Genomic DNA, 26,665 nt, shown 5'->3' with positions numbered 1-26,665 from the left:
TTCTTGGGTCATGGCTCTTACGAGCCTGGATAAAAAGGCTTTCCTAAGGATGCCGGCATATTGGCGCGAATCCACGCGGGATTGCGAGAAATCAGCACCAGCACCACGATGGTCGCCACATAGGGCAACATGCTGAGCAACTGGCTGGCAATGTGCACGCCCGTTGCCTGCAGGTGAAACTGCAGCATGGTAACGCCGCCAAACAGGTAGGCACCCAGCAAAATGCGTGCGGGCCTCCACGTTGCAAACGTGGTCAGCGCCAGCGCAATCCAGCCACGGCCAGCGACCATGCCTTCCACCCACAGCGGGGTGTAGACGGTAGACACATAGGCACCGGCCAGACCGCACAGCGCACCACCGGCCATGACGGCCCCCAGGCGAATCATGCGCACGTTGTAGCCCAGGGCGTGGGCGGATTCCGGCGACTCACCCACGGAGCGCAGAATCAAGCCCGCGCGTGTGCGGTACAGGAAGTACACCAGCAGCACAGCAATGATGATGGTGCCGTACACCAGCGGGTGCAGACGGAACAGCGCAGGGCCCACCACGGGCAGATCTGCGAGGAAAGGAATGTCGTACTTGGGCGACTCAGGCAGCTTGGCCTGCACATAGTTCAGCCCCGCAAAGGCCGAGAAACCTGCGCCAAACAGACTCAGCGCCAGGCCCGTGGCCGACTGGTTGGTGTTGAGCCAGATCACCAGCACGCCAAAGATGGCGGCCAGCAGCGCACCGGCCCCCATGCCCGCCAGAAAGCCGATCCAGGTGCTGCCTGTGTGTACGGTGGCGGCAAAGCCCGCCAGCGCAGCGCACAGCATCATGCCTTCAGCACCCAGGTTGATGACACCTGCGCGTTCATTGATCAGCAGCCCCAGCGCAGCCAGCGCCAGCACCGTACCTGCACTCAGGGTCGAGGCAAAGAGCAATGCGTATGCATCCATTACTTTGCTCCCTTCACGGCAGGCTTGCCTGCAATCCAGCGCACGCGGTACGCGATCAGGGTGTCACAGGCCAGCAGCGTAAACAGCAGCAGACCCTGGAACACGCCAGTCAGAGACTTGGGCAGGCCCAGGCGCGACTGCGCCAGTTCACCGCCGATATAGAACATGCTCATCAAAATGGCCGAGAAGATCATGCCCACGGGGTGCAGACGCCCCACAAAGGCAACGATGATGGCCGCAAAGCCGTAGCCTGCGGGAACATAAGGGGTCAGCTGACCAATGGGGCCCGCCACTTCCAGCGCACCTGCCAGACCGGCGGCGCCACCGGAGATCAGCAGTGCCGTCCACAGCGCGCGGCGCGAAGAGAAACCTGCATAGCGTGCCGCAGCGGGGGCAATGCCACCCACCTGCTGTGCAAAGCCTGCCTTGGTGCGGAACAGGAAGATCCACAGTGCCACCACACCCAGCAGTGCCAGCAGCGTGCCGATGTGAACGCGGGTACCTGCAATCAGCTTGGGAATCTGCGTGACAGACTCAAAGGTCTTGGACTGGGGGAAGTTGTAGCCCATGGGGTCCTTCCAGGGACCGTAGACCAGATAGCCCAGCACCAGCGTGCCGATATAGACCAGCATCAGGCTGACCAGAATCTCATTCGCGTTGAACTTGTCACGCAGAAAGGCCACGATGCCCGCCCAGAACATGCCGCCCAGCACACCGGCGAGCAAGATGGCAGGAACAATCCAGGGGCCTGTGTTCTGGTCTGCCAGCAGCGCCACACCACCGGCCGTGACGGCACCAATCACAAACTGGCCTTCGGCACCAATGTTCCAGATGTTGGAGCGGAAACACACGGACAGGCCCAGCGCGATCAGCAGCAGCGGCGTGGCCTTCATCACCAGCTCACCCAGGGCGTAGCTGGTCTTGATGGGTTCCCAGAAGAAGGCCTGCAGGCCACGCACTGGGTCCTTGCCCAGCATGACGAACAGACACATGCCCACGGCCACCGTGATCAGCAGAGCCAGAATGGGGGCACCATAGGTCCAGAATTTGGAGCCCTGTGGGCGCGGTTCAAGCTTAAACATGCTGGGCACCTCCGCTTTGTTCCACCTTGGCCAGGTGCTGCTGCACGTCGGCGTTCCACAAACCACTCATCCACTCACCCACCAGTTGCAGCGTCGCCTCTTTGCGTGGCAGCGAGGGGCTGAGCTGCCCCTTGGCCACCACGTGCAGTCGGTCGCTGATTTCAAACAATTCGTCCAGTTCTTCGCTGAGCACCAGCACGGCGCAGCCCGCATCACGCAGTGCCAGAATTTCGCCGCGAATCTGTGCAGCAGCGCCCACGTCCACACCCCATGTGGGTTGCGAAACGATGAGCAGCCTGGGCTTGGCATCAATTTCCCGGCCCACGATGAACTTCTGCAGATTGCCGCCAGACAGCGACTTGGCGGCAGCATGAGGGCCGCCCGCCTTCACGCCAAAGCGGCGGATGATGTCAGCCGCATGGGCTTCCAGCTTTTTGATATTCAGCCAACCGCCCTTGCCCACGGCGTCATCGCGTGTGAGCAGCATGTTGTGCGCCAGCCCCATGGTGGGCACGGCACCACGGCCCAGGCGTTCCTCGGGCACGAAGTGCAGACCCAGCGCACGGCGCTGACTGGGGTTCAGGCGACCGGCAGGCTTGCCTGCCACATGAATCATGTCGGCTTCGGCACGGGTGTCTTCCCCCGAGAGCACATACAGCAGTTCCTGCTGGCCGTTGCCGGATACACCGGCAATACCGACCACCTCACCGGCACGCACTTCAAACTGCATGTCCATCAGGTCTACGCCAAACTGGTCCTGCTTCTTGAGCGTCAGACCGTTGACCTTGAGCACGGTGTCACCCGTCTTCACATCGCGGTACTGCAGTGCAGGTGGCTCGGCACCAATCATCAGGCGCGACAGCGAGGCGTTCGACTCTTCACGGGGGTTGCAGTAACCCGTCACCTTGCCGCCACGCAGCACCGTACAGGCCGTGCACAGCTCGCGGATTTCGTGCAGCTTGTGGCTGATATAGATGATGGAGCAGCCTTCAGAGGCCAGCTTGTTCAGCACCACAAACAGCTTCTCGACCGCCTGCGGTGTCAGCACGGACGTGGGCTCATCCAGAATCAGCACTTTGGGGTCGGTCAGCAGCGCACGGATGATTTCCACGCGCTGCATTTCGCCCACGGACAGGGTGTGTACCGGACGGCTGGGATCAATGTCCATGCCGTACTCGGAGCCCTTTTCCTCGATGCGGCGTGTCACCTCTGCCAGCGACATGCTCTTGTCCAACCCCAGCCAGACGTTTTCCGCCACGGTCAGCGTGTCAAACAGGCTGAAGTGCTGGAACACCATGGCAATGCCCAGGGCACGTGCTTCCTGCGGGTTGCGGATGTGCACGGGCTTGCCATTGAACAGCACCTGGCCTTCATCGGGCTTGACGGTGCCGTAGATGATTTTCATCAGCGTGGACTTGCCAGCACCGTTTTCGCCCAGCAGGGCATGTACCTCGCCAGGCTGCACGGTCAGCGACACCTTGTCGTTGGCCACGACGGCGGGATACCGCTTGGTAATGTCCACCAGCTGCAATCGCGGTGGCGCTTCACCGGGCATGGGGGTTGGTTGAGGGGTGTTCATGCGCGAGATTTTCTCAATTCAATGAAAGTTTGGATGCAAAACCTGCGTTGCCGCAGGTTTCACGAGCGCCTGAAGCTACAGTTTTCATAGCTTCATGGCGATATGTCTCACCGCATCACGCAACCAGGTTGCGGCACTTGAATGGTGCGTACGGTCATGCCACAGCTGGTAGTAACGCATCTGTGGCAAAGGAACGGGCGGCTCCAGAATCGCCAGCGGCAGCTGTGCGGCATAGCGCTCGCAGAACTGGCGGCCGGTGGTCAGCACTAGCAAGCTTGAGGCCACCATCTGCGGCATCAGTCCAAAATGGGCACAGCGCACCGCAATGTGGCGGCGCAGCCCCTGGGCATGCAGCGCATCATCAATCACGCCCTTGGCGCCGGGGTGTGTGGGCATGGGAGCGATGTGTTCGGCCTGCAGCCAGTCCTCGGCCGTCCAGCCCCGGCGCACGGCGGGGTGGTTCTGGCTGACCAGGCACACGGTGTCATCAGCAAACAGCTGGGCCATGCGCAGCTCGGCCGGTGGCTGGGGCCAGTTGCCAATCACCACATCGACTTCACCCTGTGCCAGCTGGCCGCTGTAGTCCACGTCATGGCTGAGCGCCATGATTTCCACGGCACACAGCGGCGCGTGCTTTTTCAGATAGGCCACCAGCTTGGGCGGGAACAGCGGGTCCAGATAGTCACTGGCCGCAATGCGGAAGGTGCGTTCGGCACTGCGCGGATCAAAGGCACGCGCTTCGGTAAACAGGTTTTCGGCCGCGCGCAGGATGTCGGCGGAGGGCTCAAGCATGCGCAGCGCAGCATCCGTGGGCTGCATGCCGCTGCCCGATCGCACCAGAATGGGGTCACCCGAGAGTTCACGCAGGCGCTTGAGCGCCGTAGAAACCGCGGGCTGGTGCATGCCCAGACGCACGGCTGCACGCGATACGCTGCGCTCGGCAATCACCGTGTGCAGCACGCGTATCAGGTGCAGATCGATTTTTTCGAAAGGCGTGGTTTCTCGCATGAAAGAAATAAGGGTCGCGATTGCGACCCAGTATGCCAAGGCAACATGTCCTCAAGGGCAGGGATTGTTCGGAGATCAATGCTGCTGCACGGCTTCCCCGGTCAGGGCTGCTTCGTCCAGCTTGGCCTGCCAGTACGCCAGACGCGCGTTGTGGCGCGCCATGATGGCAGCATCAATCGCTTCTTTGTGGATGTCGGAGTAGTCCTCCAGCTCATCCACCAGTTGCAGCATCTTGCGTTCCATCTGCGACATCTGCTCCATCAGCTCTTCCTCTTCGGTCTTTCCCGTCCGCAGAGGGTTGGCCAGCGCGGCCAGCAGCTTGCTGCTCTTGCCGGGGTCGGTGGTCCCCATGGCACGGCACAGCTGGTCATATTCCGTGCGCAGGCTGTTGAACTCTTCCATCCGCTCGTTGAAGCCTTCGCTGAGCACGGCCCGCAGATGGGCTTCGGCCTGCAGATAGGCTTCGTGGCAGCGCTGCACCTCGGCCTCGCGCTGCAGACGCTCGGCACGTGTGCGCGGGCCTTCGATGCGAAACAGCACCGCAAAGATCACCACGGACGCCACGCCATACCACAGCAGCCAGTCTGTGGGCACATAAAAGCTCCCCCAAGCCAGTGCGGCAGTCCCTGCCCATGCTCCCAGATAAATCGCCTGGCTCTCCCAGCGCACCTCACGCGGCACGGGAATGGGAGCCAGCTTGACCAAGGAGTGGAACTGCTGCGGCTCTTTGGCTTGTGGAGCCTGGAGCTTGGCAATCCGCTCGGAAACTTCGTCAATGCGAAATTCGGGAACTTCGGATGCAGATGGCGCTGTTGCTGACCAGAACTTGAGAGAACTTTTGGCGCGACGCAAGAAGTTGGAAAAGCTCATGGTGCGGCAAAAAGTCCAGAAAGAAATGGGGCAGTGAGTTTAACAACCACAAGGCCGTTTCCCATGGAAACGGCCCTGCACAGAAATTGCTTGACAGCACTTGTCACAGATCGCAGCAACGCGACTGACGCCTACACCGACGACAGCTTTATTGCTTTAAACACATGAACTGCATATGGAAGTCTATATGTCATCCCAAACTTCGGATGGCTTAATGCATAAAACACCGCCAAAACGCACGACTATGTCTTCTCGCCCCATCCGATTTCTGCGTCGCGGCCAGCCGGTGACGCTGCACAACATTCCCCCTGACCGCACCCTGCTGGAGGTGCTGCGCGAAGATTTGCGCTGTACCGGCACCAAGGAAGGCTGCGGCGAAGGCGACTGCGGTGCCTGCACCGTGGTGCTGGGCGAGCGCGTGACCGACAGCCAGGGCCAGCCCCAGCTGCACTACAAGGCCATCAACAGCTGCATCCGTCTGGCCCATTCCATTGACGGCATGGCGCTGTGGACGGTGGAAGACCTGAGCCAGGACCCTGACATCCACCGCCCCGCTGGCAAGCAGCTGCACCCCGTGCAGGAAGCGCTGGTGCAGTGCCACGGCACGCAGTGTGGCTTTTGCACCCCGGGTTTTGTGATGAGCATGTTTGGCATCTACCAGAACCACGACCGTGGCAGCCAGCTGGACCGCCAGGGCATGCAGGAGGCACTGTCCGGCAACCTGTGCCGCTGCACGGGCTACCGCCCGATTCTGGATGCGGCACAGCACATGGCCAGCCTGCCCCCGGCAACCGTCAATGCACCTGCAGTTCTACAAAAACTAGAGCTGCTAGCGCAGGAAAATTCAGCACTTGCGGCAGAAACTAATTACAAACGCCCATCCAGCCTGCGCGAGCTGCTACAACTTCGTGCAGATCACCCGCAGGCACAGATCGTGGCTGGCTGCACAGATGTAGGTCTGTGGGTCACGAAACACCACCGACGCTTTGACATGGTGCTGGACGTCACCGCTGCCCAGGAACTCAAATGCATCGAGCATGCAGACGGCCAGCTGCGCATTGGAGCAGCTGTCACGCTGGAAGAGGCCTTTGCCGCGCTCAAGGCGCAGTGGCCGCAGCTGCACAAGTTCGCTGCCCGCTTTGCCGGCCTGCCCGTGCGCAACAGCGGCACGCTGGGTGGCAATGTGGCCAATGGCTCGCCGATTGGCGACTCCATGCCCCTGCTGATGGCACTGAATGCAAAGGTCGTTCTGGCCAGCATCCACGGCGAGCGCAGCCTGCCGCTGGAAGCTTTGTATACCGGCTACCGCCAGAACGTCATGGCCAAGGACGAGCTGGTCACGCGCATCGACATTCCCCTGCCCCAGCCGGGCAGCGCCACCCAATACCTGCGTGCCTACAAGATCAGCAAGCGCCAGGACGATGACATTTCCGCCGTCTGCCTGGTGATCAACGTGCATGTGGAAAACGGCATGGTGACAGCCGCCAGCATAGGCGCAGGTGGCGTAGCCGCTACCCCTGCACGCGCCACACAGACCGAAGCTGCCCTGCGCGGCCAGCCATGGAATGCAGCCACCGTGCAAGCTGCAGCAGCGGCTTTGCAAGCCGAGTTCAGCCCCATCTCTGATATGCGCGCCAGCAGCGATTACCGCAAGCATGTGCTGGGCAGCCTGATGCAGCGCTTCTGGCTGGAGAGCCAAGGCAAAACCGGTGTGACTTTGGACGATATTTCCTTGGAGGTGCAGGCATGAGCGCGCCCATTGCCCCCGTAGCGGCCACCGGTGTGGTGGGCCAATCCAATATCCACGAAAGTGCCGTTGCACAGGTCATGGGCGCAGCGCCCTATCTGGACGATCTGCCCGAGCTGCAAGGCACGCTGTATGCAGCGCCCATTCTTTCCACCGTCGCGCACGGCACGCTGCATGGTGTGGACGCCAGCGCAGCGCTGAACATGCCCGGCGTGCGCGGCGTGGTGCTGGCGGCCGACATCCCGGGTGACCCCATACTCGCCGCCTTTGGGCATGACGAACCCATTTTTGCGCTGGACAAGGTCTGGCATGTAGGCCAGGTGATTGGCCTGGTCGTGGCCGACAGCGTGATGGGCGCACGCCGCGCCGCGCGCAAGGTGCAGCTGGACATCACGCCGCTGCCCGCCATCCTCGACACACGTACCGCCATTGCCCAGCAAAGCTTTGTGCTGCCGCCCGTGCATGTGCAGCGTGGCGATGCCGATGCAGGCCTGGCCCGCGCCACCCACCGCCTGCAAGGCAGCATGGAAGTCGGGGGGCAGGAACACTTTTATCTGGAAGGCCAGATTGCCTATGTGATTCCGGCCGAGCAGAACCAGTGGATCGTGCACTCCAGCACCCAGCACCCCGGCGAGGTGCAGGAGTGGGTCGCCCACGCACTGGGCATTGGTGCACATGCCGTCACCGTGCAGTGCCGCCGCATGGGCGGTGGCTTTGGCGGCAAGGAAACCCAGGCCGGGCACCTGGCCGTGTGGTCAGCCCTTGCGGCGCGCAAGTTTGGCTGCCCCATCAAGCTGCGCCTGGACCGTGATGATGATTTCATGGTCACCGGCAAGCGCCACCCCTTTGATTACCAGTGGGATGTGGGCTTTGACGATCAGGGCCTCATCACCGGTCTGAAGCTGGAGATGGCCGCCCACTGCGGCTTTAGCGCCGACCTGTCCGGCCCCGTGGCCGACCGTGCCATCTTCCATGCGGACAATGCCTATTTCCTCTCGGATGTGAGCATTACCTCGTACCGCTGCAAGCTCAACACCCAGAGCCACACGGCCTTTCGCGGCTTTGGCGGCCCGCAGGGCGTGATCGTGATTGAGGCCATCATGGGCGATATTGCACGCACGCTGGGGCTAGACGCGCTGGAGGTTCGCTGCCGCAATTACTACGATGCAGATGCCACATCGCCACGCGCAGTCACGCACTACCAGATGCGCGTGGAAGACAATCTTCTGCGCCCCATGACGCAAAAACTGGAGCAGTCTGCGCAGTACCAGAAACGCCTGCAGGCCATTGAGGCCTGGAATGCGAACAACGACATCCTGCAGCGCGGCATTGCCCTTACGCCGGTGAAGTTCGGCATCAGCTTTACGGCCACGCTGTTCAACCAGGCAGGTGCACTGGTGCATGTCTACACCGATGGCTCGGTGCAGGTGAACCACGGTGGCACGGAAATGGGTCAGGGCTTGAACACCAAGGTCGCGCAAATCGTGGCCGATGAGCTGGGCGTGCCGCTGCACCAAGTGCAAGTCACCGCCAGCGACACCAGCAAAGTACCCAATGCCAGTGCCACCGCTGCCAGCAGCGGTACCGACCTGAACGGCCGCGCAGCGCAATACGCTGCGCGCACCGTGCGCCAGAATCTGGCGGCCTTTGTGGCAGGGCTGGATGGCTGTGGCGCGGGGGCAGTGACGTTTTCGGGTGGCAGGGTACACACCCCCAAGGGCGCACGCGACTTCAACACCGTGGTCAAGGAGGCCTATGCCAACCGCATCCAGCTGTGGAGCGATGGCTTTTACCGCACGCCCAAGATCCACTACGACAAGACCACGCTTACCGGCCGCCCGTTTTACTACTTTGCCTACGGTATGGCCTGTACGGAAGTGGCGATTGACACCCTCACAGGCGAAGCCAGGGTGCTGGCCGTGGATGTGCTGTACGACGCAGGCAAGAGCATCAACCCGGCGATTGACATTGGCCAGGTCGAGGGCGGCTTTGTGCAGGGCATGGGCTGGCTAACCACCGAGCAGCTGGTGTGGAACGACAAGTGCGTGCTGACCACGCATGCCCCCAGCACCTACAAGATTCCGGCCACAGGCGATATTCCTGCGCACTTCAAGGTGACGCTGTATGAGGAGCCCAACTTTGAGGACAACGTGGGAGGCAGCAAGGCCGTGGGAGAGCCCCCTTTCATGCTAGCCATCAGCGTGTATGAGGCACTGCGCCATGCCATTGGCTGCGCGCGTGACAAGCAAGGCAAGCATGGGGTGGTGCAGCTGCGGGCGCCTGCCACTGCAGAGCACATCCTGCAGGCGCTGCAGCGCTAATCATCTGCCGCCGTGGAGTGGTACTGCGCCGAAATCTGCCCCACTGCCACCTGGCAGCGGCCGCGCCGCTTGGCCTCATAGCAGGCCATGTCGGCAGCGCGCAGCGCCTCTTCCGGCGCATGGCGCTGTGCATCGACAGCCACCACGCCCACGCTGATGCTGATCCAGTAGCGCTCACCATGCCAGCTCGGCTGCCATTGCCAGACGGCATCACACAGTGCCTGCCCAATGCACTGGGCATGGGCCAGGCTCACCCCGGGTAGCAGCACCACAAACTCATCGCCCCCCAGTCGGGCTACATCGCCCAGCGGCTGTAGATAGCTGGACAGCAAACGCGCCACATGGGCCAGCACCTGGTTGCCCATGTCACGGCTGGTGGATTCGTTGAGCATGCCCAGATGGTCCAGGTCTGCAAACAGCACACAGCCCTGCGCTGGCATCTGCTCCTGCGCCTGCCCATTGCCCGCATGCACCGGCATGGATGCCACCACCCAGGACTGCATATTCCACAGAAAAGCTTCACGCCCGGACAGGCCTGTCAAGCTATCGCGCGCTGCATGTGCCGCATCCGGCATCACCACTGCCAGTCTGTGTCGCCACGGCAGCTGCAATTGCCAGACACAGGCGCGCGCATCCTCATCAGCAGTCCAGGCAGACAACAGCACCTGCAGCACATCACCATCTTTTTTGCGCATTGCGACCACCCCCTCAAAGCGCGTCATCTCCTGCAAGGCACGCTGCACCTGTGTGCAGCTTGAGGGGTGAACCACCAGCTGCTGCAAAGTCATGGATTCCGCTTCAGGCTTGCAGTAACCCAGCAGAACGGATGCCTGACTGGTCATCAGCAGCACCTTGCCCTGCATGTGCAGCAGCAATGCGCATGGCATGGCCCCCAAGGCAGCTCTGGCCTGATCCAGTGCAGATTTTCTGGGCGGCTGCACCAGCGCAGCTTCAGGCACATGCTCCACAGCCGCTGACTGCACACTGCCAGCAAGCATCTGCTGCGTATGGCTGCAGCCAGCGCACTGGCGGCGCCACCACCAACTGCTCAGCCCGGCCAGCCCCAGCGTGCCGCCCAGCAACCACAGCCAGCTCTGCCACGGCAAACCCGGCCGCCATGCAGACATCGTGGGTGCTGCATCACTGAGCAGCACCACCTGCCACTGGGGCAGCGGCAGGCCCACACGGGTGAGCAGCTGCGTTGCGGTCTGCAGGTTTTCAGCGTGATGGCTGGCTGGCTGCTCCAGCAAACGCTGCACCAGCTGCCGATCAGGCCATGCCTGCTGAATGCTGCTTCCGCGCTGCGTGCTGTCTGCATGTGCCAGTACTACGCCAGTGCGGTCCAGCAGGTAATACTGCGATGCCTCAGGCTGCGTCAGCACATCGGGCAGCAGCAGAGCCACCGGGTACTTGACCATGGCCGCCAGCGCGGCAGAAACCTGCCCGTCTACCTGCCGAATGGGCACGGTCAGCAGCACATACAGGTACTGGGGCTCCTCCTGCTGATACGGCATTGCACTCACCGTGGGCTTGCCCTCAGCCATGGTGCGGCGCAATGCGCTGAGTCCGTCGGGCCCCAGCGCTGCACTCTGTGCGGCAAGGCTGTGCTGGCTCACTACCCCAGAAGGCAGCGCCACATGCAGGCTCTCAAACAGGCTGAGTACTGAGCCTTCCTGACGCATGAGGGCATCCAGAATCTCGGGTTTATCCAGCAAGCTGGTGTGCATGCCCTGTGCAATCGCGCTCAAAAGGCGCTGCGAAGCTTCCAGCCGCGCAGACAGCATGCGCGCCCACAGATCGGCCTCCAGTGCCTGCTGCGTCTGCAGCTGCTCCTGCGCACGGGCTTCAAAAGTACGGCTGAGCCAGTAGACACTCCAGAGCATCACGGCCAGCGCCAGTGCCACCAGCACGCACAGCACCCGCCTCTGCCCTTGCCTGACAGAGAGCGCGAGCTGAACGGCGGGAGAAGGTGGTGCAGGCGCTGTCATCGCGTTCCACTATAGACATGGGCAGCGGCACACCAACATCGGTGGAAACCTTGCCAGACATGCGCCGACAGCTGCACGGGAAGCACACCAAAGACAAAGAGGCCTTGCGGCCTCTTGGTGTGCAGAAAGTGCTGTGGCTAGATACGCGCCACGTTTTGCAGGGCGCTGGGCTGCGGCAGATTGAGCACATTACCGCTGCCTGCAATCAGCCCATGCTCGCGCAGATGGCGCAGCACACGTGAGAAGGTCTCTGGCGCAATGCCCAACTGGGCGGCAATGGTGCGCTTGCGCTGGTTGAGCGTGACGCGCAGGCTGCCGTTGTCATCCTGCTTGGCATGGCGCAGCAGCCACTGGGCACAGCGGGTTTCCGCATCCTGGGCCAGGCGGCTGACGGCGGTTTCGGTCTGCTGGCAGTAGCCGTTGGCCATGTCCTGCATCAGTGCCAGCACGGTGTCTGGCAAGGTTTTGAGGTTATCGCGAAAGGCCTGCAGCGACATGCGCCGCACCCGCACCCGCGAGTCCGTGATCATGTCTATGCTGAACTCCTTGCCTGCCAGCACAAAGGCTGCATCCACCCAGGCTGGCCCTTCCAGCATGCCAAGCTGGTGACGCAGCTGGTTGGCTTCACGCACACCCAGCACGACACAGCCACTGTCCAGATACAGCACAGAGTCTGGCCGTGCACCACGCTGGCGCAACACCTGCCCTGCGGGAATGACTTCCGCCTTGGCCAATGGATCAAAAGATGGGATGTGGAACATGACGGCCAACTGTGCCGTAGCACCCTGCTGCCGGTGTTGAGCCATGTCAAAAATTTTTCTCGGCGTCATCACGCTCATCCAGACAGCATGAGCGCTGGCGCGAGAGCATGCACCCCGCTTATGCAGGCTTGCCACAACAAAAAACCCGCCAGGGCCAAGCCCTCGGCGGGTGTCATCGTGTGTGGATGCCGGACTGTCAGTTCAGCGCAGCACCATTTTCAAACCACTGCTTGATCGCTTCACGCTCGGTATCGCTGAGCGCGCCGGGATTGCCAAACGGCATTTTGCGCAGCAGCACCACCTGCTGGTAGATCTGCTGGGCATGGCTCTTGACTTCTTCGGGCGAGTCAAACTTCACATTCTTTTGTGCAATCGTCTCGCTGCTGTGGCAGACCACACAGTGCTGCTGCATGATGATGCGCACATTTTCATAGCTGCCAGCGCTTGCAACCGCTGTGCTGGCCTGCGTTTCTGTTCCTGCGGAATTTGCAGGTACTGCAGATGCTGCAGGTGTTGCAGGTGTTGCCACAGGGGCAGCGGGCTTGAGCCAGACCATCACACCCAGCAGTACCGCTACACCGACAGCAGCGTACTTCCAGGGATGGGGGTTACGGCCCAGCTTGTAGCCATGACGCATGACGAAGAACTGGCGAATGGCTGCACCAGCAAACATCATCAGAATCAACACCAGCCAGTTCAGGTCATGGTTGTACAGCCAGCCGTAGTGGTTGGACAGCATGGCAAACAGCACGGGCAGTGTGAAGTAAGTGTTGTGCACGCTGCGCTGCTTGCCGCGCTGACCGTGGATGGGGTCCACGGGCTCACCGGCCTTGATGGCGGCCACCATTTTCTTCTGGCCGGGAATGATCCAGAAGAACACGTTGGCACTCATGGAGGTCGCCAGCATGGCGCCTATCAGCAAGAAAGCCGCCTGCCCGGGGAAGAGATGGCAAGCCAGATAAGAAGCAATGCACACCAGTACCAGCACCAGAGCACCTACGATGCCATCGCCACCTTGTTTTTCACCAAAGATGCGGCAGATGCCGTTGTACAGCAGCCAGAACACCACCAGAAAAGCCAGCGCCACCACAATGGCGGTGCTGCTGGACATGATGGGGTCCGCCGGATTGACCAGATAGATATTGGCATTCCACAGGTAGGACACCGTCAGCAGCGCAAAGCCGGACAGCCAGGTGGTGTAGCTTTCCCAGTAGAACCAGTGCGTGTGCTCTGGCAACTTGGGCGGTGCGCCTGCAAATTTGACGGGGTGGTAGAAGCCCCCGCCGTGCAGGGCCCACAGCTCGCCGCTGACACCTTGTTTTTTCAGGTCTTCGTCCTTGGGCGGCGTGAGGCTGCTGTCCAGAAAGACAAAGTAGAACGAGGAACCCACCCAGGCGATGGCGGTAATGACGTGCAGCCACCGCAACAGCAGGTTGGCCCAGTCGAGGATATAGCTTTCCATAGCACTCAACTCCGGCAGCACAGGGGCTGCCAAGAAAGATCAACCTGCTCACCACTGCGGGCGCTCTGAGCAGAAACATAAGGCCGCGCACCTGGGTTGAATAACCATCCTGGGCACCGCTGCGACCTGTTATCTGGCGATATGCACAAAAGTGTATGCAATTTTTGTCGCCAAAAATCAGCAATCTGGTGCTGACTAGGGCAAGTACCAACTGCCTGTCAGCTGACTGCCAGCTGCTGTGCTCTGAGCTGCAATAACTGTGCCGCAACGGCAATGGCAATCACCTCGGGCTCCTTGCCGGGTATGCCGGGCAGCCCGATGGGGCAGGTGATCTGCGCGATTTCTGACTCCGCAAAGCCGCGCTCGGCCAGGCGTTTCTGGAACACCGCCCACTTGGTGGCGCTGCCGATCAAGCCAATGAAGGGCAGATCTCCACGCTCGCGCTGGCGGCGCAGGCAGGCGCAGACGATGTCCAGATCCTCGGCATGGCTGAAGCTCATGACCAGCACCAGCGACTGCGCGGACAGATCGCGCACGGCGTCCTGCACAGGCTCGGAATGCTCGCAGCAGACATGCGGCAGCGCTGTGGCGGGAAACATATCGTCGCGGCTGTCCACCCAGTGCACGCTAAACGGCAGCGGCTGCAGCGCGTGCACCAGGGCATGGCCCACATGACCGGCACCAAACAGCGCCACGGGCATGCGCTGCGGCTGCAGGCGCTCGCGGGTGGCATCCAGCTGCGCCGCATCCACCGCGCTCAGGCGCAGCTCCACCACGCCACCACAGCACTGGCCCAGCGAAGGGCCCAGCGCCAGCCGGTGGCTGCGTGGCACACCCTGCAAACCTTGGGCCAGCCACTGCTGCGCCAGACGCGTAGCCTCCCACTCCAGATGGCCGCCACCAATCGTGCCCATCACGCCCTGGGCAGACACCGCCATCCATGCCCCACAGGCACGGGGCGCAGAGCCCTGCACGGCCGCTACTTCCACCAGACAGACCTGGCCCTGCACTACCCAGGCTCGCAGCGCCTCCCAATCGTTTTCCACCATGAACCAGCCTTCTGAAACAGCAATTTCGCAAGCACAAGTCTTGCCACTTCTGTGGCTCCTGAGATCAGGATAAGCTTGCACCATGACCGACAAGCACACGCCATCTTCGTCCACCAACACCAAGCGCCACTGGCTGTGGGGTGGTCTTGCCACCGCAATGGCAGCCGTGCTGGCTGCCTGCGGCATCCGGCCCCGCACGCCCGATGGCCGCCCTGCAGTACCAGGCAAGACCTCTGCCGCCAGCTCGCCACGCGCCTACCGCAAGGATGCCGCGGGCCACCTGTACGAGCGCTACCCCCAGCACATCTACCAGGGCAAACTGCCACCACTGCTGTATGCCGTGGGTACGCTGGAAGTCAATCTGGGCCGCAAGGGCGAAGTGCGTAGCTTTAACTGGATGCGCAAACCCAGCCATGCACCAGAAGTGGTCAGAGAGATTGAACAAATGGTGCGTGCCGCTGCACCATTTCCGGTCGCCACGCAGCTGGGCTATGTGACCTATACCGACACCTGGCTGTGGCACAAGTCGGGGCAGTTTCAGCTCGACACCTTGACCGAAGGCCAGCTCGACTTCAGCGACTAAGCCTTTTCGAAGATACAAATAAGAGAGCATCTTGCGCTTGATCTGCTTGGGTTTAAGGTAAAAAACACCATAAAACCAAGCAGTGACAAGCGCAAGCTGCTCTTTTTTCTATTGCATGGCGATTCAGGAGCCGCGGTAGGTAGAGTAGCTCCAGGGGCTGACCAGCAGCGGCACGTGGTAGTGCTGGTCTGCATGGGCCACACCGAAATCCAGGTGAACGATGCTCAGGAAATTGGGTTCGGGAAGTTGCACGCCTTTTGCTTTGAAGTAGCCTGCGACATTGAATGACAGGCGGTACGTGCCCGTCTTGAGGCTGTGGTTGTCAAACAGTGGCGCATCCGTGCGGCCATCGTGGTTCAGCGTCAAGCTCTTGAGGAGCGTGGCCTGCTCACCATCGGTGGCATAGAGCTTTACTTCCATGCCTGCTGCAGGGCAGCCGTGCATGGTGTCCAGAACGTGGGTACTCAAGCCCATGGGGTTTCTCCTTAATGTGCTGCAGCTGCCTCGCAACCGCTTGTTCACCAAAAGTGTATACAATTTTTGCTCAAACGCATCTATGATGATCCCTATGGAAACCTCCTCCACCAGTGCCATTGCCGAAGCCCTGACTCGCGCCATCGTCGAGCACAAGTTGCTGCCCGGCACCAAGCTGGCGGAGCAAAAGCTCGCAGACCACTTTGGCGTTTCGCGCACCCTGGTCAGGCAAGCTTTGTTCCAGCTGTCGCAAAACCGCCTGGTCACGCTGGCCCCTGCACGCGGCGCTTTTGTGGCTACGCCTTCTGCGGACGAGGCACGCCAGGTCTTTGCCGTGCGCCGCATGCTGGAGACTGAAATGACCCGCGCCTTTGTGCGCCAGGTCACGCCCCGACAGATCAAGGCGCTGAAGGCCCACATCAGCGCCGAGAAAAAAGCCATGGAGCGCAATGACGTCGGCCAGCGCACCGAGCTGCTGGGCGACTTTCACGTCGTCATGGCCGAGCAGATGGGCAACACCGTGCTGGCCCAGCTGCTGGGTGATCTGATCTCGCGCTGCGCGCTGATTACGCTGATGTACCAGAGCACCAGCGCCGCCGAACACTCGCACGAAGAGCACGAAGCCATCGTCGCTGCCCTGGCGGCCAAAGATGAAGAACTGGCCGTACGCCTGATGCAGGACCACCTGCAGCACGTGGAAGAAGGCCTGACCTTTGACCGTGAACTGCCCACCAATGATTTGTCGATGGCGCTGTCCAGCGTCACCCTCTGAAAGTCTGATGCCTCACCATGACCTATAACGCCTGCGCTCCCTACCCCCGTGACCTGATTGGCTATGGCCGCCACACGCCCCATCCCCAGTGGCCCGGCAAGGCGCGTATTGCCGTGCAGTTTGTGCTGAACTACGAAGAAGGTGGCGAAAACTGCGTGCTGCATGGCGATGCGGCCAGCGAGCAGTTCCTGTCTGAAATGTTCAACCCGGCCGCCTACCCTGAGCGCCACATGAGCATGGAAGGCATTTACGAATACGGCAGCCGCGCCGGCGTGTGGCGCATCCTGCGTGAGTTTGAAAAGCGTGGCCTGCCGCTGACCGTATTTGGCGTGGCCACGGCCCTGCAAAAGCACCGCGAAGTGGCGCAGGCCTTCCATGAACTGGGCCACGAAGTGGCCTGCCATGGCCTGAAATGGATCCACTACCAGGGCGTGCCAGAAGAAGTGGAACGCGCCCACATGGCGCAGTGCATGGAGATTTTTGGTGAGCTGTACGGCCATGACGGTGACCATGGCCTGGGCTGGTACACCGGCCGCGACAGCCCCAACACCCACCGTCTTGTGGCCGACAACGGCCGCTTTACCTACGACAGCGACTACTACGGTGACGATCTGCCTTTCTGGATGACTGTGCGCAAGACCGACGGCAGCCAGCACCAGCAACTCATCGTGCCCTATACGCTGGATGTGAACGACATGCGCTTTGCGCTGCCCCAGGGCTACTCGCACGCCGACCCGTTCTTCCAGTACATGAAGGACACGTTCGACGCCCTGTATGCCGAAGGCGCAGAAGACGGCGACAACGCCCCCAAGATGATGAGCATTGGCATGCACTGCCGCCTGCTGGGCCGCCCCGGCCGCATCACGGCGCTGCAGCGCTTTCTGGACTACATCCAGCAGCACGACCAGGTCTGGGTGGCACGCCGCATCGACATTGCTCGCCACTGGGCACAGCGCTTTCCCGCACCAGCTCTGTGAATGAAATTGGCTGCTAGCGCTTACCGCACAAGCGCTAGCAGCTCTCTTTTTAGATAGGACGCACCATGGCTCTGACTTTGGAACAACTCAACGCCGCCGATACCGCCACGGCTGTGCAGCTGCTCGATGGCCTGTACGAACACTCGCCCTGGATTGCCGAAGCCGCCATGGCCCAGCGCCCGTTCAAGTCGCTGGCACATCTGAAATACGCCATGGTGCAAGTGCTGGAAAAAGCGGGCGTGCAGGCCCAGCTGGACCTGATCCGCGCCCACCCGGAACTGGCAGGCAAGGCCATGGTCTCCAAGACGCTGACGGCCGAATCCACCAATGAGCAAAACAAGGCGGGCCTGACCCAGTGCACCCCCGAGGAGTTTGCGCAGATTCAGCAGCTCAATGCGGACTACAACGCGCGCTTTGGCTTTCCCTTCATCCTGGCCGTGCGCGGCCCCCGTGGCACGGGCCTGAGCAAGCAGGAAATCATTGCCACCTTTGCACGCCGCCTCTCCAACCACCCCGACTTTGAGCGCGCCGAGGCGATTCGCAACATCCACCGCATTGCAGAAATACGCCTGAACGACAAGTTTGGCTACGAGCCCACCTTGGGCAACGATGTGTGGGACTGGCAGGAAAAGCTGGCCCAGCACAGCGAGCCCGGCTACGCCGAAAAAGGCCAGCTCACTGTCACGTATCTCACTGATGCCCACCGTGCCTGTGCCCAGCGCATCAGCCACTGGATGCGTGACTGCGGTTTTGATGAAGTGGAAATTGACGCCGTAGGCAACGTGGTAGGCCGCTATCACCCTGCGCAAGAAGGTGGCAACAGCGCAGCGCCGGGTCGCCCCAAGCAAGCTGCGGCCCCCTCGGGGGGCAGCGCAGCACACGAAGTGGCAAGCGTGGGGGCTCCACGTTATTTGCTGACTGGCAGCCATTACGACACCGTGCGCAATGGCGGCAAGTACGACGGGCGCTTAGGGATTTTTGTGCCCATGGCCTGTGTGCGCGAGCTGCACCGCCAGGGCAAACGCCTGCCGTTTGGCATTGAAGTAGTTGGCTTCTCGGAAGAAGAAGGCCAGCGCTACAAGGCCACCTTCCTGGGCTCTGGCGCCTTGATTGGCGACTTCAAACCCGAGTGGCTGGAGCAGAAGGACGCTGACGGCATCACCCTGCGCGAAGCCATGCAGCATGCAGGCCTGTGCATTGACGACATCCCCAAGCTCCAGCGCGATGCAGCCAAGTATCTAGGCTTTATCGAAGTGCATATTGAGCAGGGCCCGGTACTCAACGAGCTGGATATTCCGCTGGGCATCGTCACCTCCATCAACGGCAGCGTGCGCTACATCGCCGAATACATAGGCACTGCCAGCCATGCAGGCACCACGCCCATGGACCGCCGCCGCGATGCCGCACTGGGTGCAGCAGAACTTGCGCTTTACATGGAGCAACGCGCCGCACAGGATGGTGACAGCGTGGCCACCATGGGCATGCTGCATGTACCCAGTGGTTCGGTCAACGTGGTGCCCGGCCGCTGCCAGTTCAGCATGGATCTGCGCGCTCCTACCGATGTGCAGCGCGATGCCATGGTCAAGGACGTACTGGCCAAATTCGAGGAAATCGCCCAGCGCCGTGGTCTGCAAACCAAGCTGGAGCTGGCCATGCAGGCCTCTGCCGCGCCAAGTGCCCCCGCATGGCAGGCCCGCTGGGAAAAGGCCGTCGATGCGCTCGGTGTGCCCGTCTACCGCATGCCCAGCGGCGCAGGGCACGATGCCATGAAGCTGCACGAAATCATGCCCCAGGCCATGCTGTTCGTGCGCGGCCTGAACAGCGGCATCAGCCACAACCCGCTGGAGTCCACCACCAGCGACGACATGCAACTGGCCGTGGATGCTTTTGCCCATGTGCTGCAGCAGCTGGCTTCCGAATAATCCACCATCCCTACGAGAGCACGAGATGACCCAAGACCGCCAAGCCACCTACGCCGCGCTGGATGCGTGGATTGATGCCCACTTTGACGAGCAGGTGCAGTTTCTGCAGGCTCTGGTGCAGGTACCTACCGACACCCCACCCGGCAACAACGCCCCGCATGCAGAGCGCACCGCCGACCTGATTGCTGAGTTTGGCTTTGACGCCGAAAAGCACGTCGTGCCCGAGCAGGAGGTGAAGGACTACGGTATGCAGTCCATCACCAACCTGATCGTGCGCCGCCCATATGGTGACGGCGGCAAGACCATTGCCCTGAACGCCCACGGTGATGTGGTCCCCCCCGGCGAGGGCTGGACCAAAGACCCCTATGGCGCTGAAATTGAAGATGGCAAGCTCTATGGCCGCGCAGCCGCTGTGAGCAAGAGCGACTTTTCCACCTTCACCTTTGCCGTGCGTGCACTGGAAGCCGTAGCCAAACCCACCAAGGGCAATATTGAGCTGCACTTCACCTACGACGAAGAATTCGGTGGTGAACTCGGCCCCGGCTGGCTGCTGAAAAAAGGCCTGACCCAACCCGATCTGATGGTGGCCGCAGGCTTTAGCTACGAAGTCGTGACCGCACACAACGGCTGCCTGCAGATGGAAGTGACGGTGCACGGCAAGATGGCCCACGCTGCCGTGCCTGACACCGGCGTGGATGCCCTGCAAGGCGCGGTCGCCATCATGAATGCGCTGTATGCCGAGAACCTGAAGTACAAGCAGGTGCTGTCCAAGGTGCCCGGCATCAAGCACCCTTACCTCAACATCGGCCGCATCGAAGGCGGCACCAACACCAATGTGATCCCCGGCAAGGTGGTGCTCAAGCTCGACCGCCGCATGATTCCTGAAGAAAACCCCGCAGAAGTGGAAGCCTCGATTCGCGCCGTCATTGCCAAGGCGGTGGAAGACTTCAACACCGAGCACGGCTATCAGGGCGACGATGCCGTGCGCGCGGACATCAAACGCCTGCTACTGGCCAATGCCATGACGCCCTTAGCGGGTAACAAGCCGCTGGTCGATGCCATCCAGAAGCATGGTGAAGCCGTGTTTGGTGAAAAGCCCGCCGCCGTGGGTACGCCCCTGTACACCGATGTGCGCCTGTACGTAGAGCGCGGCATTCCCGGCGTGATCTATGGCGCAGGCCCGCGCACCGTGCTGGAAAGTCACGCCAAGCGTTCGGACGAGCGACTGGTGCTGGAAGATCTGCGCCGCGCCACCAAGGTAGTGGCACGCAGCCTGGTTGATCTGATGGCCTGATATTTGCAGCAGCGCTGCCATTCAGTTTCCTTGCCCCTGCTGGCCCATGCCACAGGGGCTTTTCTTATGTTGCGTTGCCAAGCCGCAGGTACTGCGGCTGCAGCATGTACATGCGCAATGCCGTGCGGTATTCGCCATTGGCAAAGAACTCATCCACCAGCTCACCCTCGGTGATAAAGCCCAGCTTGCTGTAGATATGCACGGCCTTGGTATTGACCTTGTCTACATACAGATAGACCTTGTGCAGATTCAGTACCTTGAAGCCATAGTCCAGCGCCAGCCGCATGGCTCTGGAGGCGAGCCCACGGCCCTGAAAATTCGGGTCGATGATGATCTGGATTTCTGCCCTGCGGTGAATCAGGTCGATTTCCACCAGTTCCACCAGCCCCACGCGCGCACTGCCTTCCATGACGATAAAGCGGCGCTCGCCCTGATCATGCACGTGCTGGTCATAAAGGCTGGAGAGCTCATCAAAGGTCTCGAACGGCTCTTCAAACCAGTAACGCATCACGCTGGCGTTGTTGTCCAGCGAATGCACAAAGCGCAGATCTTCCCGCTCCAGCGGGCGCAAGCTCACAGCAACAGCATTCATCACACAGCCTCTTTAGGGGACAGAGGTCTATCTTTACCACAGACGCAAAACATGTGGGCATGAGTATTGCTTGCCGCAGTGCAAGACCCGTACTTGGACCCTGATCAGTTTTCGCATTAAAAAAAATGCTTTTGCTCCGCAAAACTGCAAACCAGCCTGTAGCGCCAATTTGCCAGTTTTCAGGGGCAAACCCCTAGAAAAACAAGGCTGAACAGGGTTTTCCAAGGGAAGTCGCCACACATTGCTTTGTATACACTTTTTGTATGGATGTTTGTGCGCAATATGCCTGCAAAACGCTCCAGGTCAAACACACCTCTCAGGACTCCAAGGAAGACTCCCATGCAAACAACCGTGCATCCTGTTGATGAAAAACTGCCCCTGGGGCGTGTCACCGCACTTGGTTTGCAGCACGTACTCGTGATGTATGCCGGTGCTGTCGCCGTTCCGCTGATTGTGGGCCGCGCCCTGAACCTGCCCCCCGAACAGGTGGCCATGCTGATTTCAGCCGACCTGTTTGTCTGCGGCATCGTCACCCTGATTCAGGCCATGGGCTGCACACAGTGGTTTGGCATCAAACTGCCCGTGATGATGGGCGTGACCTTTGCGGCCGTCGGCCCCATGGTATCCATGGCGCAGTCCACAGGTGGCCATGCCGGGGCGGGGCTGATTTTTGGCTCCGTCATTGGAGCAGGCATTGTCTCCATCCTGATTGCCCCCATCGTCAGCCGCCTGCTGCGCTTTTTCCCACCTGTCGTCACCGGCACCATCATCACGGTGATTGGCATCAGCCTGATGCGCGTGGGCATCAACTGGATTTTTGGCAACCCCGTAGGCCCTACAGCGCCCCAGGTTCCCAACCCTGAGCACCTGAAGTGGCTGTCCGAAGCCCAGGCCATGGCTGGCGCCCCTGGCTCTGCCCTGCCCCCTGTGCCCGCTGGCTTTGCCGTCGTGCCCACCATTCCTAACCCCAAGTACGCAGACCTGACCGGCGTGGGCATCTCCGCCGCCGTGCTGCTGACCATCTTGCTGGTGGCCCGCTTTGGCAAGGGGTTCCTCGCCAATATCTCGGTGCTGCTGGGCATTGTGGTGGGCGGTGTCATCACGGCTGCCATGGGTCTGATGGACTTTCATAAAGTGGCAGAAGCGCAGTGGTTCAACATCGTGCTGCCCTTTGAAATTGCCGCGCCCGTGTTTGACCCCATTCTGATTCTGACCATGACGCTGGTCATGATCGTGGTGATGATCGAGTCCACCGGTATGTTCCTGGCCCTGTCTGACATGACCGGCAAGAAGATCAGCCAGGCAGAGCTGACCCGAGGTCTGCGTACCGACGGTCTGGGCACGCTGATTGGCGGCATCTTCAACACTTTCCCCTACACCAGCTTCTCGCAGAACGTAGGTCTGGTGGCTGTGACCGGCGTCAAGAGCCGCTGGGTGTGCGTAGCCGGTGGCGTGATTCTGGTGCTGCTGGGCCTGCTGCCCAAGATGGCCATGCTGATTGAATCCCTGCCCACCGTGGTGCTGGGCGGCGCAGGTCTGGTGATGTTCGGCATGGTGGCTGCGACCGGCATCCGCATCCTTTCAACCGTGGACTTCATCAAGAACCGCAACAATGCCATGATCGTTGCCGTCTCCATCGGCGTTGGCATGATTCCACTGGTGGCACCCAATTTCCGACAGTGGATGCCACACGCTATCCATCCTCTGATTGAATCCGGTATCCTGTTGGCTTCGATGGCCGCTGTGCTGTTGAACGTGTTTTTCAATGGCGCACGCGGAGACACGGAAGCTGTCATCCAGGCCGCTCGCCAAGCAGACGCTCACTGATCCCGTCTTGCTCCACAAAGGCCATGTACCCTGGGCCTGCCGCCAAGCCCCTGCCCACCCCGCAGGGGTTTTGCAACTCTGGCAATGCTGATATTGCAGTGCACAAACCGTTCACCCCTGCAACGACCTACACCTAGGGTAAGCTCTAGGCAATCAGTCCCAGCAATGGGATTAGCTGAATTTCAATAAGACCTCTGCTGTTGTTATGACACAAACTCTGTCCACCGCTGAGCAAGCACTGCGCGATGCTGCACGCGAGTACCACGCAAGCCCCAACAAGGGCAAGATTTCGGTGACCCCCACCAAGCCGCTATCCAACCAGCGCGATCTGTCGCTGGCCTACTCACCCGGCGTGGCCTACCCCTGCCTGGACATTCAGGCAGACCCCAGCAAGGCCGCCGAGTACACCTCGCGTGGCAATCTGGTGGGCGTGATCACCAACGGCACGGCTGTGCTGGGTCTGGGTGACATCGGCCCTCTGGCTGGCAAGCCTGTGATGGAAGGCAAGGGGTGTCTCTTCAAGAAGTTTGCAGGCGTGGACGTGTTCGACATCGAGCTGGACGAGCGCGATCCTGACAAGCTGATCGAGATCATCGCCTCGCTGGAGCCCACGCTGGGCGGCATCAACCTCGAAGACATCAAGGCGCCCGAGTGCTTCTACATTGAGCAGGAACTCTCCAAGCGCATGAACATCCCCGTCTTCCACGACGACCAGCACGGTACGGCCATCATCTCGAGCGCCGCCCTGCTCAACGGTCTGGAACTGGTAGGCAAGAAGATTGAAGACGTGAAGGTGGCCGTCTCCGGCGCCGGCGCAGCAGCCATTGCCTGCGTGAACGTCATGGTGGGCCTGGGCGTGCAGCGCAAGAACGTGTTCATGTGCGACTCCAAGGGCGTGATCTACAACGGCCGCCCCGGTGGCCTTGACGCCTCGAAGGCCCAGTACGCGCAAGACACCGACCTGCGTACGCTGGCAGACGCCGTCAACGGCGCTGACGTCTTCCTGGGCTGCTCGGCCCCCGGCGTGCTGACCGCAGAGATGGTCAAGACCATGGCGGACAAGCCCATCATCCTGGCGCTGGCCAACCCAGAGCCAGAAATCCGCCCCGAGCTGGCCAAGGCCGTGCGCCCTGACTGCATCATCGCCACCGGCCGTTCGGACTATCCGAACCAGGTGAACAACGTGCTGTGCTTCCCCTACATCTTCCGTGGCGCACTGGACTGCGGCGCGACCAAGATCACGGAAAGCATGAAGCTGGCCTGCGTGCGCGAAATCGCCGCACTGGCCAAGCAGGACGTATCGGACGAAGTCGCCGCCGCCTACCAGGGCAAGGAGCTGAAGTTCGGCCCCGACTACCTGATCCCCACACCGTTTGACACCCGCCTGATCCTGCGCATTGCCCCCGCTGTGGCACAGGCTGCTGCCGAGTCTGGCGTGGCCACTCGCCCCATTGCAGACATTGCGGCCTACCGCGAGAGCCTGTCGCGCTTTGTCTACCAGACCAGCATGATCATGCGCCCCGTGTTTGCAGCGGCCAAGGCCAGCCTGCAGCGCGTGGCCTATGCCGAAGGTGAAGACGAGCGCGTGCTGCGCGCCGTGCAGGTGGCTGTGGAAGAAGGACTGGCCAAGCCCATCCTGATTGGCCGCCCTGCCGTGATCGAAGCACGCATTGCCAAGGCAGGTCTGCGCCTGCAAGCCGGTGTGAACTACGAGGTGTGCAACCCCGAAGACGACCCACGCTTCCGCCAGTACTGGGAGGCTTACCACCGCCTGATGGGCCGCAAAGGCATCACCACCGAAGGTGCCAAGGCCGCCGTGCGCCGCTCCAACACCATCATCGCTGCGCTGATGGTGCACCTGGGCGATGCAGACGCCATGCTGGCAGGCCTGGTAGGCCGCTTTGACCGCCACCTGGCACACATCGAAGAAGTGTTTGGCGTACAGCCCGGTGTAGACCGCATGGCGACGGTGAACGCCGTGATGCTGGAAGACCGCACCCTGTTCATTGCCGACACCTACATCAACGAAGACCCCAGCGCGGAAGAACTGGCCCAGATCGCCAAGCTGGCTGCAGACGAAGTGGCGCGCTTTGGTCTGCCACCCAAGGTGGCTTTCCTGTCGCACAGCAACTACGGCTCTTCGACCCGCAAGTCGGCGCTGAAGATGCGCGAAGCGCGCAACCTCTTTGCTGCTGCCAACCCCGGTATCGAGTGCGATGGCGAAATGCATGGCGACGCAGCCCTGGACGAGAAGGTCCGCGAGCGCACCGTGTTTGACAGCACGCTGCACGGCGAAGCCAACATCCTGATCTGCCCCAACCTGGACGCAGCCAACATTCTGTTCAACGTGCTCAAGACCACCTCGGGCCACGGCACGACCATTGGTCCCATGCTGATGGGCGCCAACGCTTCGGCCCACGTGCTGACACCCTCTGCCACCGTGCGCCGCGTGGTGAACATGACGGCTCTGGCCGCCGCACAGGCGATTGCACGCAAGGCCTAAGCCTTTGCTGCTGCAGCAAAAAGCCCTTGGCGCAATGCCAAGGGCTTTTTTTATTGCGCTCTTACAAAAAGAGCTGCCAGCGCTGATGAATGCTTATTTTCAGGTAGAAAACATCCTGAAACCTAGATAACACCAGCGCAAGGCGCTCACATTTCATCAATGGCGGTAGTGGCACTGCCGGCCTTGACCTGGGCCTTGCCTTCCTCCGCCTCGATGGCAAAACGCTCACGGCAGGTCACGTAAAAGCTGGCTCCAAACCGGCCTACGGGAAAGTAGTCCTGCAACTTCACGCGCCACTTTTCGGTGTCCACCAGCCCATCGCGCACGGCCAGCCATTGCACGCGGCCAATAAACACATAGCGGCTGTCCGTTTCCATCACCTCGTGCAGCACGCACTCAAATGCCGCGGGCGCTTCGGCAATGCGCGGCACCTGCACGCTGTGCGAGGGGGTCATGCTCAGGCCCGTGTAGGCCAGCTCGCTCTCATGCACAGGCAGTCTGTCCCCACAACGGTGCATGGCGGCGGCAATGGGTTCATCTGCCAGGTGCACCACAAACTCCTTGCTGCGCAGAATGTGTGCGGCCGTGTCCTTGAGCTGGCCGTCCTGCAGCTTGTTGATGCTCAGCATCACCACCGGCGGGTCTTCCCCCACCATGTTGAACATGCTGAACGGCGCGGCGTTGACGGTGCCGTCTGCGCCCAGCGTGGTCACCAGCGCAATCGGGCGCGGCACGATCAGGCTGGCCATGAGCTTGTAGCGCTCATAGGCACCCAGGGTAGAGAAGTCGATTTCTGTCATTGGCAAACATTCCGGTTCTTGGCGTTGCATCAGGTGCCGCAACTTGTATGCCAAGTGTGTATGCAATACGGGCATTGATTTTGCTCAAAGGTGACATCTCCAACCCTTTGAGTGAA

Annotated in this window: 21 protein-coding genes; 9 read left to right on the top strand and 12 right to left on the bottom strand. The window is 61.1% G+C overall.

All coding sequences use genetic code 11. The annotated features are described in order from the left end of the window. Positions 1–17: 17 nt before the first annotated feature. From B5M06_RS09765 to B5M06_RS09745, 5 genes are all read right to left on the bottom strand, one after another. The gene (locus B5M06_RS09765) at positions 18–938 is read right to left on the bottom strand and encodes an ABC transporter permease (RefSeq protein WP_054066107.1); all 921 of its coding nucleotides are present in this window, start codon (positions 936–938) and stop codon (positions 18–20) included. Further along, positions 938–2,020, bottom strand: a complete 1,083-nt coding sequence (locus B5M06_RS09760) for an ABC transporter permease (protein ID WP_054066108.1) — start codon at positions 2,018–2,020, stop codon at positions 938–940. The genes B5M06_RS09765 and B5M06_RS09760 overlap by 1 nt, the downstream gene beginning before the upstream one ends. Beyond that, positions 2,013–3,599, bottom strand: a complete 1,587-nt coding sequence (locus tag B5M06_RS09755) for an ABC transporter ATP-binding protein (protein WP_054066109.1) — start codon at positions 3,597–3,599, stop codon at positions 2,013–2,015. The genes B5M06_RS09760 and B5M06_RS09755 overlap by 8 nt, the downstream gene beginning before the upstream one ends. Positions 3,600–3,683: 84 nt before the next feature. Further along, on the bottom strand, positions 3,684–4,607 hold the full coding sequence (locus B5M06_RS09750; protein WP_054066110.1) for a LysR family transcriptional regulator: 924 nt from the start codon (positions 4,605–4,607) through the stop codon (positions 3,684–3,686). A 75-nt stretch (positions 4,608–4,682) separates the two neighbouring features. Beyond that, positions 4,683–5,477: a hypothetical protein gene (locus B5M06_RS09745; protein WP_054066111.1), complete on the bottom strand. Its 795-nt coding sequence runs from the start codon at positions 5,475–5,477 to the stop codon at positions 4,683–4,685. A gap of 244 nt (positions 5,478–5,721) precedes the next feature. Between B5M06_RS09745 and xdhA the strand changes: the two genes are divergently transcribed. Both xdhA and xdhB read left to right on the top strand, forming a co-directional pair. After that, a complete protein-coding gene (xdhA, locus tag B5M06_RS09740; RefSeq protein ID WP_054066112.1) occupies positions 5,722–7,227 on the top strand; it encodes a xanthine dehydrogenase small subunit in 1,506 nt (501 codons plus the stop codon). Then, positions 7,224–9,545 carry a xanthine dehydrogenase molybdopterin binding subunit gene (gene xdhB / locus B5M06_RS09735; protein ID WP_080025214.1) on the top strand — a complete coding sequence of 774 codons (2,322 nt, stop codon included), beginning with the start codon at positions 7,224–7,226 and terminating at the stop codon, positions 9,543–9,545. The genes xdhA and xdhB overlap by 4 nt, the downstream gene beginning before the upstream one ends. Here the strand turns inward: xdhB and B5M06_RS09730 are convergent. From B5M06_RS09730 to xdhC, 4 genes are all read right to left on the bottom strand, one after another. After that, entirely contained in the window at positions 9,542–11,533 is a 1,992-nt protein-coding gene (locus B5M06_RS09730) for a sensor domain-containing diguanylate cyclase (RefSeq protein WP_080025213.1), read from the bottom strand. The genes xdhB and B5M06_RS09730 overlap by 4 nt on opposite strands. A gap of 137 nt (positions 11,534–11,670) precedes the next feature. Beyond that, entirely contained in the window at positions 11,671–12,294 is a 624-nt protein-coding gene (locus B5M06_RS09725; protein ID WP_054066139.1) for a Crp/Fnr family transcriptional regulator, read from the bottom strand. Positions 12,295–12,490: 196 nt separating this feature from the next. Further along, the gene (locus B5M06_RS09720) at positions 12,491–13,756 is read right to left on the bottom strand and encodes a urate hydroxylase PuuD (protein ID WP_054066116.1); all 1,266 of its coding nucleotides are present in this window, start codon (positions 13,754–13,756) and stop codon (positions 12,491–12,493) included. A gap of 218 nt (positions 13,757–13,974) precedes the next feature. Further along, on the bottom strand, positions 13,975–14,805 hold the full coding sequence (xdhC, locus tag B5M06_RS09715; protein WP_054066117.1) for a xanthine dehydrogenase accessory protein XdhC: 831 nt from the start codon (positions 14,803–14,805) through the stop codon (positions 13,975–13,977). An 82-nt stretch (positions 14,806–14,887) separates the two neighbouring features. Between xdhC and B5M06_RS09710 the strand changes: the two genes are divergently transcribed. After that, a complete protein-coding gene (locus tag B5M06_RS09710) occupies positions 14,888–15,388 on the top strand; it encodes a hypothetical protein (RefSeq protein WP_054066118.1) in 501 nt (166 codons plus the stop codon). Between the two features lie 123 nt (positions 15,389–15,511). Here the strand turns inward: B5M06_RS09710 and uraH are convergent, their stop codons facing one another. Then, positions 15,512–15,862 carry a hydroxyisourate hydrolase gene (gene uraH / locus B5M06_RS09705; RefSeq protein ID WP_054066119.1) on the bottom strand — a complete coding sequence of 117 codons (351 nt, stop codon included), beginning with the start codon at positions 15,860–15,862 and terminating at the stop codon, positions 15,512–15,514. Between the two features lie 94 nt (positions 15,863–15,956). On the opposite strand from uraH, the gene B5M06_RS09700 reads away from it, so the two are divergent. The 4 genes from B5M06_RS09700 (at position 15,957) to B5M06_RS09685 (ending at position 20,827) form a co-directional block, all read left to right on the top strand. Then, the gene (locus B5M06_RS09700) at positions 15,957–16,634 is read left to right on the top strand and encodes a GntR family transcriptional regulator (RefSeq protein ID WP_054066120.1); all 678 of its coding nucleotides are present in this window, start codon (positions 15,957–15,959) and stop codon (positions 16,632–16,634) included. Positions 16,635–16,651: 17 nt separating this feature from the next. Then, positions 16,652–17,611 carry an allantoinase PuuE gene (gene puuE, locus B5M06_RS09695; protein WP_054066121.1) on the top strand — a complete coding sequence of 320 codons (960 nt, stop codon included), beginning with the start codon at positions 16,652–16,654 and terminating at the stop codon, positions 17,609–17,611. 65 nt (positions 17,612–17,676) lie between these two features. Then, entirely contained in the window at positions 17,677–19,533 is a 1,857-nt protein-coding gene (uraD, locus tag B5M06_RS09690; protein ID WP_054066122.1) for a 2-oxo-4-hydroxy-4-carboxy-5-ureidoimidazoline decarboxylase, read from the top strand. A gap of 25 nt (positions 19,534–19,558) precedes the next feature. Then, entirely contained in the window at positions 19,559–20,827 is a 1,269-nt protein-coding gene (locus B5M06_RS09685; RefSeq protein ID WP_054066123.1) for a M20 family metallopeptidase, read from the top strand. 64 nt (positions 20,828–20,891) lie between these two features. On the opposite strand, the gene speG is transcribed toward B5M06_RS09685, so the two are convergent. Further along, the gene (gene speG / locus B5M06_RS09680; RefSeq protein ID WP_054066124.1) at positions 20,892–21,419 is read right to left on the bottom strand and encodes a spermidine N1-acetyltransferase; all 528 of its coding nucleotides are present in this window, start codon (positions 21,417–21,419) and stop codon (positions 20,892–20,894) included. Positions 21,420–21,758: 339 nt separating this feature from the next. Between speG and B5M06_RS09675 the strand changes: the two genes are divergently transcribed. Together B5M06_RS09675 and B5M06_RS09670 are read left to right on the top strand one after the other, a co-directional pair. Then, the gene (locus B5M06_RS09675) at positions 21,759–23,246 is read left to right on the top strand and encodes a nucleobase:cation symporter-2 family protein (RefSeq protein ID WP_054066125.1); all 1,488 of its coding nucleotides are present in this window, start codon (positions 21,759–21,761) and stop codon (positions 23,244–23,246) included. A gap of 205 nt (positions 23,247–23,451) precedes the next feature. Beyond that, positions 23,452–25,749 carry an NADP-dependent malic enzyme gene (locus tag B5M06_RS09670; RefSeq protein WP_054066126.1) on the top strand — a complete coding sequence of 766 codons (2,298 nt, stop codon included), beginning with the start codon at positions 23,452–23,454 and terminating at the stop codon, positions 25,747–25,749. A gap of 146 nt (positions 25,750–25,895) precedes the next feature. On the opposite strand, the gene B5M06_RS09665 is transcribed toward B5M06_RS09670, so the two are convergent. Beyond that, on the bottom strand, positions 25,896–26,549 hold the full coding sequence (locus B5M06_RS09665; RefSeq protein WP_054066127.1) for a flavin reductase family protein: 654 nt from the start codon (positions 26,547–26,549) through the stop codon (positions 25,896–25,898). Positions 26,550–26,665: the final 116 nt, after the last annotated feature.

The sequence above is a fragment of the Comamonas kerstersii genome (assembly GCF_002056725.1).
Classification (GTDB): domain Bacteria; phylum Pseudomonadota; class Gammaproteobacteria; order Burkholderiales; family Burkholderiaceae_C; genus Comamonas; species Comamonas kerstersii.
This window is presented reverse-complemented; position numbering and strand designations above follow the sequence as displayed.